The sequence below is a fragment of the Paenibacillus polygoni genome (assembly GCF_030263935.1).
Taxonomy (GTDB): Bacteria; Bacillota; Bacilli; order Paenibacillales; family Paenibacillaceae; genus Paenibacillus; species Paenibacillus polygoni.
In genome coordinates, this window is sequence record NZ_CP127162.1 from 1,658,158 (window position 1) to 1,675,170 (window position 17,013).

Consider the following 17,013-nt stretch of genomic DNA (forward strand, 5'->3'; position numbering starts at 1 on the left):
TATGTAGTACTAGCCAGTTCAAGACTAGAAGGAGATTTCTTATAAGAGAGTATATCATATAGGTTTAATGGAGGTTAGGAAGTAACGACAGTCGGTTCAACAACAGTCAACTGATTAGCTGTTGTATTTAGATTTACAACGGCCCCAATAGGAAGTGCGGCTTTGTAAATACCATGAGCTGTCGTTACATTTGTCATTAAGGGTTTACCTAAGGGTACAATCACGTCTTCAATCAGTTCTTGATAGGATACACCGTAAGCTTCCAGGCAACCTGTACATTCACCCATAATGATCCCCGCACACTCTTCGAGTTTACCCGCCAGCTGAAGATGATTTAAATAACGATACACCGTATTCGTTGGCTCATGTGTCTCTTCCAGTACAAGAATTTTGTTCCTGATATCAATCTCATAAGGAGTACCGAGTGTATCAACAAAAGAAGTGAGATTACCTCCGACAAGCGGACCTGTCACATTTCCCGGGATGCGGCTTATCATTGGAATACTTGGAGGATTAGAGATGCGGCGAGTAGGGGTGGGAATGGAAGTGGCTGTGAAGAACTGTTCAAAGTTATAAACAGGGGTCTGAAGAGAAAAGTCAATTAACATCAAGCTTTGAAGTGTAATCAGATCAGCATATTGATAAAGAGCGTTAAGCAGGATGGTAATGTCGCTGTATCCTGATATCAGTTTCGGGTTGTTACGTATAATATCAAAATCAAGATAAGGAAGGATTCCTGCGACCCCCGTTCCTCCCCGAGTGGGAAGAATTAATCTGACCTCATCATTTTGAAACATTGCCATAAGATCTGCCGCTCGGTCTTCATCTGTACCCGCTAGAAAGCCATCTTGCTCATATACATGTTCACCCACGATCGTGTTCAGCCCTGTAGATCTCAAAACCGCAATTCGCGCATCAATTGTTGCACGATTTAGCGGACTCCCAAGTGTGACAATTCCAACGGTATCTCCTCTGCGCAGCATCGGCGGTGCAATCGCCATAGATACTTCACCCCATTTTCAGATAATTAGGAACCTAAATACTTATTGATTATGTAGATACATAGTAAAACATACCGAAATTAGCGATAAAAACAAATCCTACTACTGGTATAATGAGGATAGAAATTTTCACCTGAGAAAGAGGGATGGTATGGCCACACTTACCCAACTTAAATATGTTATTGAGGTATCCAATCGAGGTTCGATGAATGAAGCAGCTAAACGACTTTTTATATCACAGCCGAGTTTATCCAAGGCAATTCGAGATCTGGAAGAAGATATCGGTATTACTATTTTTGAACGTACCAATAAAGGAATCTCGCTTTCCATGGAAGGCGTTGAATTTATGGGATATGCAAGACAGGTTGCTGAACAAGCAGAACTTCTTGAGAGCCGGTATATGAACGCGAAACCTTCGCCGCAACATTTTGCCGTCTCCACGCAGCACTACGCTTTTGCTGTGAATGCTTTTGTTAAGTTGGTTCAGCAGTATGGGCAGGAGGAATATGAACTTGCTCTCAGAGAAACCAAGACACATGAAATTATCGAGGATGTAAAAACGCTGCGCAGTGAAATTGGAATTCTTTATTTAAATGAATTTAACAGTAAGGTGATGAGTAAATTACTTGATGCAGCGAACCTGCATTTTCATAGTTTGTTCACAGCGAAGCCACACATCTTTGTCAGTGTGCAGAATCCGCTTGCACGGCAATCGAAGGTTACCATTGAGGATTTAGAAGAGTATCCTTATCTGTCATTTGAACAAGGGGAGTATAATTCGTTTCATTTCTCAGAGGAAATTTTAAGTACGTTATCACATAAAAAAAGCATACGAGTAAATGACAGAGCGACACTATTTAATCTATTGATTGGACTAAACGGGTATACGATTTCAACCGGGGTGTTGAGTGCGGATTTAAATGGCCATGACATTATCCCTGTACCGCTGGATTATCATGAGACGATAAATGTAGGCTGGATCTCTCACAAAAATGCGATGCTTTCAAAGCTGGCACTAGCCTATGTAGAAGCCTTACAGGAAGCGACACAAAAGTTTGATATAGTCTAAAGTTATAACCAGCTATAGTTTATTGAAGTTACGCTATAACTGATCTTTCATGGTATCTTTCTATTACGAACTTATGAAATACCAATTAAAGGAGATCAGTGATATGAGCCAAATTACCAAAGCAGGTACAGAGAGAAGTGTTACTCCCTATCGTTTTGATGTGGTTGGAAGCTTCTTACGCCCAGAAGCGTTAAAACAAGCAAGAGCTAAATTTCAAGCAGGAGAAATCACTGAGGCAGAATTAACCAAAGTGGAAGATCGGGAGATTATTCGTCTAGTCGAAAAACAAAAAGAAGTGGGCCTAAAGGCTGTTACCGACGGAGAATTCCGCCGTTCTTGGTGGCATCTTGATTTTATGTGGGGACTCGATGGAGTAGAGAAAGCAAGCGATGTTAAGGGCTATCCATTCCAAGGAGAAACCACAAGAGGAGAAACAGCACGGCTTGTGGGTAAAATCGGATTTTCTTCTTCTCATCCATTTGTTGCACATTATCAGTTTTTAAAACAAGCAGCAGGCGATGATGTGGTAGCTCGTCAAACGATTCCTGCACCGGCACAGTTCCTCTCTGAGCTTTATCGCCCAGAGAATAAAGCTGCGATAGATCAGTTCTACAGCAGTGAAGAAGAACTTGTAAAAGACATTGCTAAAGCTTATCATGATGCCATTCTAGCCTTTTATGAAGCAGGTTGCCGCAGTATTCAGCTGGATGACTGCACATGGGGAATGCTGTGTGATAAAAACTATCTCGAAGCAAAACAGCAAGCAGGCGTGAACGTTGCTGACACGGCTAAGCTGTATGCAAAACTCAATGAGCTGGCCGTATCCTCTTTGCCGTCTGATCTTATCGTTACTACACATGTATGCCGTGGTAATTATCATTCCACATGGGCATCTTCAGGCGGATATGAACCGATCGCTGAAACTTTGCTTGGAATTGATAACATTTCAGGTTACTACCTTGAGTTTGATACGGACCGTGCGGGAGATTTCAAACCTCTTCGTTTCTTGAAAGAAGATCAGCAAGTAGTACTTGGTCTATTCTCATCTAAGATCGGGGAGCTGGAGAGCAAGGAAGAAATTTTCAAACGTATTGAAGAAGCAACAGAGTATGTTGATATTAATCGAATTTGCCTTAGTCCTCAGTGCGGATTTGCTTCGACAGAAGAAGGAAATATTTTGACAGAAGAACAACAATGGAACAAACTTGCTTTTATTAAGGAAATCGCAGAGCAAATCTGGCAATAAGCCGCATGTTATTATCCCTCTGATGCTACTCGGAAATGAGCTTTCTTAGAAAGCCATTGGCATTTCAGGGGGATTTTTTTTCGTTTTTCACTTATACTTGCTAATCTTAAAAACTACCATTATAATACAGGAATATGATAGATTATGCGGCCGTGGCGGAATTGGCAGACGCGCACGGTTCAGGTCCGTGTGGGTTCACCCCCGTGGAGGTTCGAGTCCTCTCGGCCGCATCCTACTTAAGAAGGCTCGTCACATTGCTCTTGCAGCAATCGTGACGAGCTTTTTTATTGCCTTTATTGCCCCGTTTCTACGCCTGTGTTTTTGTGGCTCCATTTCGGAAGTCTGTCGGTGACATACTAAACTTCCAATGGTGGAAGCAATATGCTGAATACTGATCTGCTGAGGATATTGTAAGGTGATCCCTTTTCCACCCAGGCGGTATGTACGAGATAATATTCATACACAGATGGACCAATTAAGGGATAGGGTTCATGTCTTTCTTCACCCGTAAATAAAACAGCGGGTTCTTCAGAACAGGACTGGTGTTAATAGCTCTCTTTTTAATAATGCAACAAACGTCCATATAAGTCTTGTGTTTCTCCATATTCATTTCTCTCTTCATGTTTTATATTGAAAGCGTAACAAAAAAACGAAGAATACAATAGAAAACACTGTAATACAGGTGAAACTAAGCTTTTAACGATAGCGAGTCATAAGTTACATCATAACAAGTGAATATTTTTTAATTGCAGCTAAGGAGGAATGAAAGATGGACAAGATTACATTTATCGGGGCAGGAAGCACTGTGTTTGCTAAAAATGTGTTAGGTGATTGTATGATGACCCCTGCTTTGCAAGGTTTTGAATTAGCTTTATTTGATATTAACCTAGAGCGACTGACCGATTCAGAGAACATGCTGAGTAATTTAAAAAAAAGCGTTGGCAGTACATGCAGGGTTACGGCTTACGCCGATCGTAAGGAAGCACTGCGAGGTGCTAAATATGTGATTAATGCGATCCAAGTGGGCGGGTATGATCCTTGTACGATTACCGATTTTGAAATTCCAAAGAAGTATGGTCTTCGTCAAACGATTGCCGATACCGTTGGCATCGGCGGCATATTCCGTAATCTGCGTACGATTCCAGTAATGATGGATATTGCTGCTGATATGCGGGAAGTATGTCCTGATGCCTTATTTTTGAATTACACGAATCCAATGGCTGTGCTTACGAATGTAATGAATACATACGGAGGAATTAAAACAGTAGGATTATGTCATAGTGTGCAGGTCTGTGTACCTCATATGTTTGCACACCTTGGCATAGATCAAACGGGAGTACAGGCAAAAATCGCGGGAATTAATCACATGGCATGGCTTCTAGAAGTAACGCGGGATGGGGAGGATTTATACCCCGAGATTAAGCGAAGAGCAGCAGAGAAACAGAAGGAATCTCATGGAGATATGGTTCGATACGAGATGATGCTGAAGTTTGGATATTACATCACAGAATCATCAGAGCATAATGCGGAATACCACCCTTACTTTATTAAAAAGAACTATCCGGAACTCATTGAAAGATTCCAAATCCCGCTTGACGAGTACCCGCGTAGGTGTGTAGAACAAATCGCAGGCTGGGAACGTATGCGGGATGAGATTGTGAATAATACGGAACTGAAACATGAGCGTACTCATGAATATGCTTCCTACATTTTAGAAGCAATGGAAACCGGTAATCCATATAAAATCGGCGGCAATGTAATGAACCATGGTCTTATTACCAATCTTCCGAAAGAAGCTTGTGTAGAAGTACCTTGTCTCGTGGATGGCAGTGGAATAAGTCCAACGTATGTTGGCGATCTGCCTCCGCAGTGTGCAGCGCTTAACCTGACGAATATTAATACACAGCTACTTACCATTGAAGCTGCGATGACAGGCAAGAAAGAACATATTTATCATGCAGCCATGCTCGACCCGCACACAGCAGCAGAGCTTTCGATGGATGATATCATAAGGATGTGCGATGAATTAATAGAGGCTCATGGAGATTGGCTTCCTAGATATAAATAAGTCATTCTTAGCCAGGTAGGAATAAACGAGATAACAATCTGGTATTTAGAAAAGTATTGAAAGAAAAACAAGACTGTTCAGACATTTAGCCGTGTTAGAGCAGTCTTTTTAGTTGACAATTTGTACGTACATATTACACACTGTAGAATGAATTCATCGTACAGGAGGCGTTTGTAGTCATGGATATGAATGAACGTATAGAAAGATGGAATGAAGAGGCGAGTCAGTGTAAATGTGGATCAGCACATTATAAAGTAAATATTCAGATTTCTATGGAAAAAGGAGCGCTGAATAAGATTGCACCCTATGTGGTGAGTCAAGGTTATAAACAGGTTAGTGTCGTTTACGATGAAAATACAAGAGAGGCTGCGGGAAGAAAAGTTACCGCTCTTCTTGGAGATGCCGGCATTATGGTAAGTGAAGTACTCCTTAACGCTAACAAGGCAGGAGATGTCATTGCTGACGAAACATTTATTGTAGAGCTGCTTCTGGCTCTATCGCATAGCAGTGAGGCGGTTCTTGCCGTAGGTTCCGGTACTATTCATGATCTGGTAAGGATCGTATGCTTTAAAATGAAGATTCCGTTCATTTCTGTTCCGACCGCAGCTTCCGTAGATGGATTTACTTCTGCTGGAGCGCCCCTCGTTATCCGCGGGGTGAAACAAACGTATCAAGCGACAGCACCCCGTGCTATTTTTGCCGATCTAGAAGTTTTGTCTGCGGCTCCCCAGGTACTGACGGCCGCTGGTTTTGGTGATATGCTGGGTAAATTTACTTCACTAGCAGATTGGAAAGTGTCGCGTGATCTCGGCAAAGAACCATTTTGCCCGCTCGCTTATCAAATGACAGAGGAAGCTCTACATCGTTGTATTCTTCATGTGGATGATATTGCAGAAGGGAGCGAGAAAGGCGTATCGATCTTGATGGATGCCCTTATTGTTTCCGGGATTTCGATGCTAATGATTGACCACTCTCGCCCAGCATCAGGAGGAGAACATCATATTTCTCATCGTCTCGAGATGAAATTTATGGAGCAGGGAAGACAACCGATTCTTCATGGAGCAAAGGTAGGGGTAGCTTCTGCACTGCTAACTGACATCTACCGCGATTTATATCAAGCTAAGAATGTCTCTGCCTTCGGTGCATATAAAGATTTGCCGCAAAGAGAGGAGATGCAGGATTGGCTTAGCAAAGTGGGAGGGCCAGCGACTCTTGCAGACATGGATGTATCAGACGCGGATTTTAAAGAGGCAATGGCTAGCGCTCACACCTTGAGACCCCGATATACGGGCTTGACATATCGAAATGAGAAAGTGGTTCCTAATATGTAATAGATGAATGAACCACTGTAATGCAGACGCAAGTTCTGTAAGGTATGGTACATTTTGTACGTACTAATTATTAAAAAAGGATGTTCCGAGCAGAGTGTTGCATGATCTGCCTTGGAACATCCTTATGTATTCAGTCTTATGAATTTTGTTTTAAAATGGCATCCGCAAATAAAATGGATTTTGGAATTTTAAAGAATTGCTCTGCCTGCTCTTGGAATGCCGGTGAAGGCAACGTTCCTTGATGAAGCCATTTGCGGAAGGTTCCTGGATGTACGCCGATCCAGTGACTTACGTCCGTTACGGACAAATCATGTACCATACATAAACCCGTAAGAATGCGATTGCTCACAGGTGAACGGGTCACCGTCCGTTTCATAAACCGAGAAGCTTCGGGCTGACAAATGACAGGACTTGTACGAATTACTTCTTCATTGAACAATATGTGGCGCGGATAACCAAGCAACTGACATACCTTTTCAAGATTGGTATTTCCAGGAATACGACCTTCATATACCCATGCGCTTACACTGCGGGAAGATATAGATAAATCTTCTGCTAATTGAGACAATTTAATGTCATTAGCCATGAGAACAGCAAGCAAAATTCGATTGCGGACTTGACAGCGAGTCGGTCTGCGGAAACGCTTAACGCGGACGCCTTTTCCTAGATATTTGCGGTTGATCAGAGACCAGGCCTGGATTGAGTGTTGATCTTGTTGTTTAGGCATATTTCCTCCGATTTTTTAATCAAATACTACAACAAGTAATGTTCACTTTCAAGTATACGGTTAACAGCGTATAGATGACCTTTTTATATGTGATAAGTCCTTGTTAGGTGAATAATGCACTATTTTTCGATCCATATAATGTATATTATATCTATTTTATAGGATGTTTTTATGCGTTTTTTTCGTTTTGTCACTAAAAAATAGGTCTAAAATACTAATTTAATATTTCGTAAAAAACTATTTTTATCTTTTTCTATAGGAAGTAGTTCAAAACACTGTCAAATTTCGTCTGTTTTCATAGATTAATAGAGAGGAGGAAAAAAAGGGGGGCTGTAGATGAACCCAGCACTGATTAACGTGTCATTAGGTTTAGTAGGGATGTTATTCACGTATGCATTTGGCGGCTGGTCTGAAATCTTGATTTTCTTATGTATTGCTATGGCCGCAGACTATATAACAGGCATAGCAGCTGCAATCAAAACAGGAGATAAGCTGAACAGTGAGATCGGATTTTGGGGTCTGACTCGTAAAGGGTTAATCCTGCTTATTATTCTCATTGCTAACCAACTAGATCTGTTAATGAATACGGATATGATAAAAGGAGGAGCCATCTATTTTTATTTGGCTAATGAATTGATTTCAATCACCGAGAATTATCATCGTATCGGTCTTCCGCTCCCAGCAATATTAAAAAGAGCTGTTTCTATTGTGAAGTCACAGTCAGATGAAGAAGAAAAGAATGAGAAAGAATCGAACGAAAAGATGACGAAGAAGACGAATACGGAGCGAGATGTAACTAATGAAGAGTTAGAAACGGAACTAGAAGTAGACTCCAATAAGTGAATACCGAACCCTTGGTGAAGGACTATCCATTTGTTGATAGAGCCTTTTTTTTATGTACCCTGGAAGAAACAAGACTGATAATTTTCCAATGTTCGCTTGTTTATGATATATTTTTTGTAACGTATCTAAACAACTGATAAATAAGAACTATCTATAGACAAAGGAGCCGAAATATATGATTAAACATATTGTATTCTTTAAACTAAAAGATCGTTCAGAGGAAGCGATTCAGCGTACAGCTGAAATCCTTCGCAGCATGGATGGAAAGATGGAATTTGTAAGATCACTGGAGATTGGCGTAGATGTCCTAAAAACGGAGCGTTCTTTTGACATCTCCCTTACGGCAGTAGTTGATTCACTGGAGGATTTAGAGGCTTATCAAGTTCATCCTGTTCACCAAGAAATTATCAAACATATGAGTGAAGTCAAAGACTCTGCTGTTGCAGTCGATTACGAAGTGTAAGACCATATCTTAACAAGTAGAGAGAGGGAACTTACAAGTGAGCGATTTAAAAGATGTAATGGAAACCATGTTTATACTGATCGTCATTTTAATCGCATGTCCTGTCATGCTCATCTGGTTAAAGCGGAAAAACAAACGTAATCGACAACATACGAAACGGATGTGACTTCAATGTACTACGTAAATATTGATCAAATTAATTTACGCCTTAACAGCGTTCCTGAAATTACAGCTGCACTCAGGGAAGTTTCTTCGAAATGGGATGGAAGTCTGCTGTACGGCATGGTTCAGGAAAGAGCACTTCATCTGGCTATAGAGACGGTGACAGACGTTGGAAGTTACCTCATTGATGGTTTTATTCTACGCGATGCGAGCAGTTATGAAGATATTGTTGAAATTGTTCATGAAGCGGGAGCTTTTGACGAAGAGAGTTATCGTTTATTTATGAATCTTGTGTCCCTTCGTAAGCCGCTCGTTCAGGATTATTATGCCTGGGATCGGACAAGTCTTCATGAGATGACAGTACAGCTGCCTGCTGTATTAGACCGATTTGGGGAACAGGTTCGTGCATATCTTGAGCTTGAACTCGGACCGTTTCAGAAAGTGAGAAGCTAATAAAAGGTATTCGAGAATTAGTAATGCTCGTAAAAGCAGTACCTTTCTTCAGGAGGAATCGTCATGTCAGTTTCACAAAATACAGATCAAAAACAGAATACAGGATTTCATCCGGTATATATGGCCGAACTTTTGTTTAAAGAACGCCCTGTGTTTCGTGAGGAAAAATTAATGGAAGTGATGCGGCGAATTACCGGGAATGCCCGCGTGCTTAAGAAACGTTCAAAAGATGGAGCGGCAGTTCCTGTAGGAACTTCCTCTTCTTCAGGCGCAGCTTCTGAGACAGAAGAGCAGGAACCTATGGTCATTATGCATACAGAATTCATGGTGCCATTTGAGGATGGCACGGTTCCTGCACAAACCTGTATTTTACCGGCTCAGGAAATCGCAGATAAAAAACGATTTAAAGGTTCATTAGAGCAGTCTTGGCACTGGAAAGAAGCTGCGGGAGTTACCTGCGATTGCCAGTATCAGATTCGAATCCATGACTTGTTTACAGCAGCATTGCCTCATAAAGAACGGCTGCAGCTTTTTCAGCAGGCACTCCGTGCTGTGCTTGAGGTTGTTCCCTGTGATGCGCTTTATTTCTATGGCAGTGACAAGATTGTTGAACCTGGTGCTTATACGCAGGCCTTGCAGAACGGAGATCATCTCTACGGTGCGATGAATGTCCGTTTGTATCAAGCGGGAGGAACAGAGATTCGCCGAGAATTCGTGATGGATACGGTGGGGCTGTCTTCACTTGGTGTTCCGGATTTTCAGTGTCACTTCTCAGGTCTTGATCCCGACAAAGTAGCACAAACGCTGTTTGGAGCAGCTTATTATTTATTTGATCAAGGGGATGTCATTCTCGACGGGCAGCTGCTGGGTACAGCGGATTCCCAGCGCTGGCGCTGTGAGCATCAGGAATCGATTGTATCTCCAAGAAGATACGTCATTGATCTTGATCCAGGGGCTCCTTATTATGCAGGTCAAATCGAGCCGTAAGTGTTTTTGAATAAATAATTCTCCGTAAGTGTGTCAAGTCAAGCTCCTCCTGCTTATAATGCGGTAACAAGAGATGGGCATTCGCCCGGATAGCAGGAGGAGAGAACATGATGGAATGGAGTGTGACTGTTGCTGCGGGAGCGTTTGTTATCCTCTCCGCTTTCATGATTGCGGTGCTTATGAATGTGCGAAGACTAATGAAGCAGTTACAAGACACCGCCTTACAGATGGAAGAACGAGCGCATTTATTGACCGTGGATGCAGTTCAGCTGCTTCAAAGAACGGATCATACGGTGCTCCTGATGCAGGAACATCTCCGTAAGTCAGCTTCTTTTATGGAATCCATGGAAGCAGCGGGAACGGTGATCAGGTCAAAGGCGCAGCAGGTTGATAACATCAGCTCTGCCATTACCCATTCTGTTATGCAGCATGTCCAGCATGCTCATGAAGAAAATCAGCAGCGTATGAGTCCATTGTTTCGTTCTCTTGATGCCGGGCTGACCTTATGGTCTGTCTGGCAGCGTTTCTCCAAAGCGTCCGGTGAACCGACCCAGGGTGAGAAGGAGTGAGCTTGACATGAATGATAAAAGCAAAGGTTTGCTATGGGGAACATTCATTGGGAGTATTGCAGGTTCGATTGCTGCGCTGCTCTTCGCACCTAAGGCAGGAGCAGAACTGCGTCAAGATATTTCCGATGGGGCAAAGCTCGTTACCGAGAAAAGTCAAGATTTAGCCACGAAGTTTACGGATCAAAGTTCTCAACTTTCTGCTAAAGTCGTGGAAAAGACGGAAGGAATCATTCAAGAATTCCGTTCGGTTTGTAAAACAAAACCCGTGTTCGTCACGGTATCCTCACTCAGCAGCGCGGAAGAAGAGGCAAGTATAGAAGAATCTATACTTGCCGAAATCAAGAAAATTAATGAGAGTAAGTAATTTTAACTTAGTTATAATTTAGTTATATAAATTAGTTATAACTGAGGAATCCATAAGAATTCATGATTTAGCTGCGTAGCTGATAAAAGGTCTGTGACTTCTTCCTGCGGTTCATTACTGCAGGAAGAAGTCAGGCCTTTTTGTAATGTGGAATTGTTGAAGGCTTGTGTGAAATGGAGTAAGATGTAGGTACCTTTTTGCCAAGTAAATCATAATGTAAAGGTGAAAAGAAGGGAAATTATTGAAGAAGGAAGCGGTGTGTTCGTGCAACAAGCTATTGCTATATTAGACTCTGGTGTTGGAGGATTGACCGTTGCCAAAGAAATTATGCGTCAACTCCCTCGGGAAAAAGTGATTTATTTTGGAGACACTGCCCGTACACCATACGGACCCCGTACGTCCGAAGAAGTAATACATTTTACAGAACAGATTGTTGATTTTTTGGTTCAGTTTGACCCAAAAGTGATCGTCATTGCATGTAATACCGCTACAGCTGCTGCCCTGGAGCATATTAAGAGAAAAGTAGATATCCCGGTTATTGGTGTCATTCATCCTGGGGCTCGTGCAGCGATTAGCGCTACAAAAACAGCGAATATTGGTGTCATTGGCACGGTAGGTACGATTAACAGCGGGGCTTACACCGAAGCATTAAAACAGTTATCTCCTTATGTTCATGTGGAAAGCCTGGCTTGTCCTGCACTTGTTCCACTTGTAGAGCAAGGGGATTTTCGCTCGGAACATGCCAAAAACACGGTAGAAACTTCACTATCACGAATGAAGGAATTCCCTATAGATACACTCATTCTGGGATGTACGCATTATCCATTTTTGACGGATTGTATCAAAGAAGTGATGGGGCCGGGCGTGAAGCTGATTAGCTCAGCAGATGAAACTGCGAGAGAAACCAGCACGATTTTACATGATAAACGCAAGCTGGCTACGATAGAGGATACGCCGGTTCACCAGTTTTTCTGCAGCGGAGATCCAGAGATGTTCCAAAGCATAGCCCGTTCATGGCTTGGGGAACAGATTAAGAATACTCCTGTTGTATGGCAAGTATCCAAAATGCTGTAACGATAACTTCATTCCATTTGTATAAAAAAGCAACCTCTAGTCTGATTTTTTTGCGGGCTTAGGTTGCTTTTTTATGGTTTGCGGTCATGACTTTGATATCGATGATTTTCACGGTGGACAAAGACATATGCATATACTGCGGTAACATACGTTTTCGTTTTCTCATAGGAGGGATAAGGATGGAACGGTATGGATATCGGGAATTAGTAAATGACCTGGAAGAAATCTGCTCGGGCAATCCTGGGATAAGATACGGTGTAATCGGAAAAAGCGTGATGGGGAAAGATATCCCCTATATAGCCATAGGGAAGGGGGAAACCCACCTACATGTGAATGCAGGGATGCATTCAAATGAATGGCTGAATGTTCCGTGTCTGATGTTTTTTGTGAAAAACTATATTAAAGCATTGAATGAAAGATCGACATTTCATGGCCATTCGCCGGAACTTTGGTTTGAAGAAATTACATTGTGGGTACTACCTATGTTAAACCCAGATGGGATTGAACTCGTACTAAGTGGACCGCAGGAAGACCATCCTTGGAAGAAAGAAGTACTGGAGTTAAATGGGGGAGACACAGATTTTTCTAACTGGAAAGCCAACATTCGCGGTGTAGATTTAAACGATCAGTTTCCCGCCTTTTGGCAGGAGGAGGCAAGCCGGCGAGAGAAAACGAGGCCCGGTCCAAGAGATTTTGGGGGAGAGAGCCCTTTGTCTGAACCTGAATCTGTTGCTTTGGCAAGCTTCACAAAAGAAAAAAAGTTTGATGCGGTCATTGCTCTTCACAGCCAGGGTCAAGAAGTATACTGGAATTATCGTAATGCGGAGCCATCTTATAGTGAGAACTGGGCTGTGCAGCTGGCTGATGCTGCCGGGTACAAAGCGGTAAAACTTTTCGGAAGTGATGCAGGATATAAAGACTGGTTTATTCTTGAGTTCAGAAGACCAGGATTTACGGTGGAAACAGGACTTGGTGTGAATCCGCTGCCCGTGTCACAGTACGATACGATTGCTGAGGAAGTGGAGCAGATTATGGTGACCGCGATGACGCTTATGAGTGCAAAACAAAACGGTGAATAGGATGAAGAAGGCGCAGGAGGGAAATGATACATGCCCTCCGTATGCCTTCATTATGCTATGATAATCATATTCTGAACTAAGGAAGGAGTACATGACAATGAAATGGAGAAGATTATTTTCATTAAATAGATGGTCCCATGTTTTTAGACGTTTACCTGCATTGCTCACTTCTTCTAAGGTGTCGATGTTTGATAAAATGTTATTTCTTGTTCCTGCTCTTTTGTATTGGGTACTGCCAGATGTGCTGCCGTTCATGCCCATTGATGATATCGGTGTGACGATGCTGCTGATGAACTGGTTCGTGACAAGAGCAGAGCGTAAATATTCAATTAATGCTCCTAGTGATCTAAGTAATCGGTAAAAATGAGAGGTTATTCCTTGCGATTTAAGCTGTTCTTGATTAAAATATAATGTATTGTCAATGGACAGGCTTATCATCTTCACATTTTAATGCCTGAAGCACTGATCACTATTTATAGATTCTAGGAGATGAATATACATGAAAGTAAAGATCACTCGTAACGCTGCAAAAGTATTGAAACGTGAACTGGACTTACCTGAGAATGAAGGAAAATTGGTACGCGTTCTGATTACGCTGGATCATGGCGATCACGTGCATTATGGTATTGATTTTGATACACAAAAAGAAAATGATGAACTTGTTTCCACAGATAAAGAAATTGATGTTTTGCTTGAAAAAGGAAAACCAATGCTTGAGAATATTAAAGTGGACTACCTTTACTTTCCAAGAGAAGGTTTTGTAATTACAGACCCTTCACAAGGGAACAATATTAATCATTAAGCCTTTGGTGAAAGAAGAAGGGGAATAAATGGCTAACGATATTAGAGTATGTGAGAAATGTAAGCACATCAAGCTGAAAAGTATGGTTCCAAAACTACAGAAGATGGCTCCTGATGCTGATATTAAGATTGGATGTAAATCTTACTGCGGTCCTTGCGGTAAACGTGCATTTGTGTATATCAATGGACGATATATCAGTGCCCCTACCGAAGATGAAGTACTTGCGAAAGCAGCTCCGTTTATAAAAAAATAAAGACCACTGCATAACCTCCCTGCTTTCAAACCATGCTAAGATTGCAGCAGGATTTTGAGAGAAGGAGAGTGGTTTTTAACAATGAAGCACGATCATTCCAGTTTGCTATCTTCCACTTTGGTTGCCCAGGCTTCGAGTTCCGTTAAGAAACTGCATCATGCAGTAACTGCGGCGGTATCTCAGCCTACAGAACAGCTCGTACAGCAGGCACAGAATCGATTGGTTCGTACCGAGAATACGGTAAGAGCGGCTGAGCAGCAAACCACCTATAGCGGAGTGGAATTTGCACAGGAGATTCTCTCAGAAGAGAAAGAACGTCTTTCATCCCTGAATGTGAGCAAGAAGTAAATATTCAGTGAGTAGCGGCTTCATCACCCTGCACACCAAAAAACCTGTCTGCACGAATTGCGAACAGGTTTTTTGGTGTGTAGAAACATCATTCTTTAGCACGAAGCTTATGAATTAAGTTGTGTGTGATAAGCTGATCTGATATGGATAATTCTAATTTACTTTTTTCGTAAGATGGTTTGCACGCTTGGATATCGGTCTGTTTACCTGCGGGCATTTCATAACAGGATCCATTTTCGAACCGACGATCCTCCGAAGGAATATATACAAGATCACGGTTTGCGAAAGCGCCGGAGCGAAGTACAGTCATCCGTTTGGAGGTACTTAGTAAGTCCGATCCCATAAGGTAATTATCTTCGGTAGAGATGCCGAGCAGATGCAGAACAGTAGGGGCTATATCTATTTGTCCAGCAGGTTCAAGGTAAATCCCGGCCTGGTCTCCATCCGGAAGGTGCATGAGCAAGGGAACCTGGTTCATAATTTGATGCATCTCAAGGTCGCTGAGTGATGTACCAAGAAATGTTTCATAATCTGCTTTTTCCTTGATGGAATTGTCATGGTCTCCATAGACGACAAGCAGGGTGTCATCCCATAGTCCTTCTTTCTTTAATTGTTCTACAAGTTCTCCGAGCGCTGCATCTACATAATGAATCGATTGTAAGTAATTACCCATCATACTTTTTCCAAGAGAGTCGGTGTTTAGTTCCCGCAGTGAAGCAGGTAAGCCATAAGGATGGTGACTGGTCAGGGTAGTCATAAAAGAATAGAATGGAGCCGGATTTTTCAATTGCTCTTCCGTTATATAATCGACAGATTGTTTGAAAAAAGACTTATCACCAAGCGACCAGCCTACAGCTTCGTTCATAATATAGTTATTGCGGTTCTTAAATTCATCGTACCCCATGTTTTTATACATCATATACCGATTCCAAAAACTGCTCTCATAGGCATGATAAGCGGCGGTATGGTATCCTTCGCTGCCCAGGATCGATGAGAGAGCGTCATATTCATGATCCGGGTATCTAACAAAAACAGAACCTGTAGGGAGAGGATGCAGCGATATATTTGTCACAAAATCGGCGTCTGAAGTTCTTCCTTGGCCGGTTTGATGATAGAAATTTTTGAAATAAAGACTCTCCTTCATTAAGTTGTTAAAGTGTGGTGTAATTTCTTCTCCGCCAATTTCTTTACCGATTACAAAGTTCATGAAAGCTTCTACTTGAACAATAATTACGTTTTTTCCTTTATATTTCCCAAAAGTCTCCGCCGATGTGGCTTGTCTTGCTTCTTCTTGTTTTTCAGAAAAATAAGCAGTGGTTTCTTCCAGTTGTTCATGAGAGACGGGTGCCTGACTATTCATACGTTCTTTGTTGTAGCGATAAACATCGTAGCCATGGAAAGCAAGCAGACCGGTGACATTATAAAGAGTCATGTTCCACCAGTTTCCTTCAAAAAGTCCCGCAGCCCAAGTTTTACTGGAATGCTGGATAGGCCCAACTGTAAGTACAATCCCTAGAACGAGAGCGAGTACTCCGCTTACAAATCTGCTACGCTTAGAAACTTGCTGAGTCGTTTTTTGTTTTTGTACAGCATAGAGAGAACTGCGGTTTTTCCTGCTTTTTCGATATAAATGTATTACATAAAACAGCCCGCCTATGGCTAACAAGATAAGATCTATAAAGAACCATAGATCACTGCTATAGATTAGAGAACGAATACTATCTCCGAGTGAGCCGACTTGTCCGGTCTGCAAGAGTACCGGGACAGTAATAAAATCGCCAAAATAACGATAATAGACAAGATCTGCAAAGATGATTCCCGTTAGAAGGAGGTTTAATAACGACAAAGTAAAGATCCGAATCCGTACAGGCAGCCACAATACCCAAAATGAAACGATAAGTAAGGAACCAGCGGCGATGATATAATCCGTTCGGCTCATATCTATATCTCTTGCGTTCAGTTCATCATGGAAATATCTGAGCTTTAGAATCATGATGATCAGAAATAGAAGATAAGGCAGATAACTTCTAAGCCAGGTGAATTTTTTTGAATGTGAGACGAGTATGGGGTTTGAGATGTTAGGCAATAGGTACCCTCCAAGTAAACTTTTTTAGAATGAGATTTTGGATTTCCTGTATTATTATATCGCCTTAAATCAGAGTAATAAACGTCAA

The 17,013-nt window shown here is 41.9% G+C and carries 20 protein-coding genes and 1 tRNA gene; 18 read left to right on the top strand and 3 right to left on the bottom strand.

Annotated elements, in window-relative coordinates; genetic code table 11:
• Window positions 1–74: 74 nt before the first annotated feature.
• Window positions 75–1,001, bottom strand: coding sequence for a S66 peptidase family protein (locus QPK24_RS07950; protein ID WP_285747666.1), 927 nt, complete (start codon window positions 999–1,001; stop codon window positions 75–77).
• Window positions 1,002–1,152: 151 nt separating this feature from the next.
• On the opposite strand from QPK24_RS07950, the gene QPK24_RS07955 reads away from it, so the two are divergent.
• The 5 genes from QPK24_RS07955 (at window position 1,153) to QPK24_RS07975 (ending at window position 6,715) form a co-directional block, all read left to right on the top strand.
• Window positions 1,153–2,070, top strand: coding sequence for a LysR family transcriptional regulator (locus QPK24_RS07955; RefSeq protein ID WP_285747668.1), 918 nt, complete (start codon window positions 1,153–1,155; stop codon window positions 2,068–2,070).
• A 103-nt stretch (window positions 2,071–2,173) separates the two neighbouring features.
• Window positions 2,174–3,316 (top strand): 5-methyltetrahydropteroyltriglutamate--homocysteine S-methyltransferase, encoded by a 1,143-nt coding sequence (locus tag QPK24_RS07960; RefSeq protein ID WP_285747670.1) that lies wholly within the window; start codon window positions 2,174–2,176, stop codon window positions 3,314–3,316.
• A gap of 146 nt (window positions 3,317–3,462) precedes the next feature.
• Window positions 3,463–3,546: transfer RNA gene (locus tag QPK24_RS07965), tRNA-Leu, on the top strand.
• 539 nt (window positions 3,547–4,085) lie between these two features.
• Window positions 4,086–5,384 carry an alpha-glucosidase/alpha-galactosidase gene (gene melA, locus QPK24_RS07970; protein ID WP_285747672.1) on the top strand — a complete coding sequence of 433 codons (1,299 nt, stop codon included), beginning with the start codon at window positions 4,086–4,088 and terminating at the stop codon, window positions 5,382–5,384.
• Window positions 5,385–5,563: 179 nt separating this feature from the next.
• The gene (locus QPK24_RS07975) at window positions 5,564–6,715 is read left to right on the top strand and encodes a sn-glycerol-1-phosphate dehydrogenase (protein ID WP_285747674.1); all 1,152 of its coding nucleotides are present in this window, start codon (window positions 5,564–5,566) and stop codon (window positions 6,713–6,715) included.
• A 136-nt stretch (window positions 6,716–6,851) separates the two neighbouring features.
• On the opposite strand, the gene QPK24_RS07980 is transcribed toward QPK24_RS07975, so the two are convergent.
• The gene (locus QPK24_RS07980) at window positions 6,852–7,442 is read right to left on the bottom strand and encodes a helix-turn-helix domain-containing protein (RefSeq protein WP_160032977.1); all 591 of its coding nucleotides are present in this window, start codon (window positions 7,440–7,442) and stop codon (window positions 6,852–6,854) included.
• A gap of 336 nt (window positions 7,443–7,778) precedes the next feature.
• Between QPK24_RS07980 and QPK24_RS07985 the strand changes: the two genes are divergently transcribed.
• The 13 genes from QPK24_RS07985 (at window position 7,779) to QPK24_RS08045 (ending at window position 14,839) form a co-directional block, all read left to right on the top strand.
• Complete coding sequence (locus tag QPK24_RS07985; protein ID WP_285747678.1) at window positions 7,779–8,285, top strand: phage holin family protein; 507 nt, start codon at window positions 7,779–7,781, stop codon at window positions 8,283–8,285.
• 175 nt (window positions 8,286–8,460) lie between these two features.
• Window positions 8,461–8,748, top strand: a complete 288-nt coding sequence (locus QPK24_RS07990) for a Dabb family protein (protein ID WP_191798037.1) — start codon at window positions 8,461–8,463, stop codon at window positions 8,746–8,748.
• A 37-nt stretch (window positions 8,749–8,785) separates the two neighbouring features.
• A complete protein-coding gene (locus tag QPK24_RS07995; RefSeq protein WP_285747680.1) occupies window positions 8,786–8,914 on the top strand; it encodes a hypothetical protein in 129 nt (42 codons plus the stop codon).
• Between the two features lie 5 nt (window positions 8,915–8,919).
• Entirely contained in the window at window positions 8,920–9,363 is a 444-nt protein-coding gene (locus QPK24_RS08000) for a DUF86 domain-containing protein (RefSeq protein WP_285747682.1), read from the top strand.
• A gap of 63 nt (window positions 9,364–9,426) precedes the next feature.
• The gene (locus QPK24_RS08005) at window positions 9,427–10,350 is read left to right on the top strand and encodes a DUF4261 domain-containing protein (RefSeq protein ID WP_285747684.1); all 924 of its coding nucleotides are present in this window, start codon (window positions 9,427–9,429) and stop codon (window positions 10,348–10,350) included.
• Between the two features lie 107 nt (window positions 10,351–10,457).
• Window positions 10,458–10,919, top strand: coding sequence for a DUF948 domain-containing protein (locus QPK24_RS08010; RefSeq protein ID WP_285747686.1), 462 nt, complete (start codon window positions 10,458–10,460; stop codon window positions 10,917–10,919).
• 7 nt (window positions 10,920–10,926) lie between these two features.
• A complete protein-coding gene (locus QPK24_RS08015; RefSeq protein WP_285747688.1) occupies window positions 10,927–11,283 on the top strand; it encodes a YtxH domain-containing protein in 357 nt (118 codons plus the stop codon).
• A gap of 264 nt (window positions 11,284–11,547) precedes the next feature.
• Entirely contained in the window at window positions 11,548–12,357 is an 810-nt protein-coding gene (gene racE / locus QPK24_RS08020) for a glutamate racemase (RefSeq protein WP_285749179.1), read from the top strand.
• 179 nt (window positions 12,358–12,536) lie between these two features.
• Entirely contained in the window at window positions 12,537–13,436 is a 900-nt protein-coding gene (locus tag QPK24_RS08025) for a M14 family metallopeptidase (protein WP_285747690.1), read from the top strand.
• 97 nt (window positions 13,437–13,533) lie between these two features.
• Window positions 13,534–13,797, top strand: a complete 264-nt coding sequence (locus QPK24_RS08030) for a hypothetical protein (protein WP_160032984.1) — start codon at window positions 13,534–13,536, stop codon at window positions 13,795–13,797.
• 138 nt (window positions 13,798–13,935) lie between these two features.
• A complete protein-coding gene (locus tag QPK24_RS08035; protein ID WP_160032985.1) occupies window positions 13,936–14,238 on the top strand; it encodes an iron-sulfur cluster assembly accessory protein in 303 nt (100 codons plus the stop codon).
• A 28-nt stretch (window positions 14,239–14,266) separates the two neighbouring features.
• A complete protein-coding gene (locus QPK24_RS08040) occupies window positions 14,267–14,491 on the top strand; it encodes a YuzB family protein (RefSeq protein WP_160032986.1) in 225 nt (74 codons plus the stop codon).
• Between the two features lie 81 nt (window positions 14,492–14,572).
• The gene (locus tag QPK24_RS08045; RefSeq protein ID WP_285747695.1) at window positions 14,573–14,839 is read left to right on the top strand and encodes a hypothetical protein; all 267 of its coding nucleotides are present in this window, start codon (window positions 14,573–14,575) and stop codon (window positions 14,837–14,839) included.
• 88 nt (window positions 14,840–14,927) lie between these two features.
• On the opposite strand, the gene QPK24_RS08050 is transcribed toward QPK24_RS08045, so the two are convergent.
• Window positions 14,928–16,925: an LTA synthase family protein gene (locus QPK24_RS08050; RefSeq protein ID WP_285747697.1), complete on the bottom strand. Its 1,998-nt coding sequence runs from the start codon at window positions 16,923–16,925 to the stop codon at window positions 14,928–14,930.
• Window positions 16,926–17,013 lie beyond the last annotated feature (88 nt).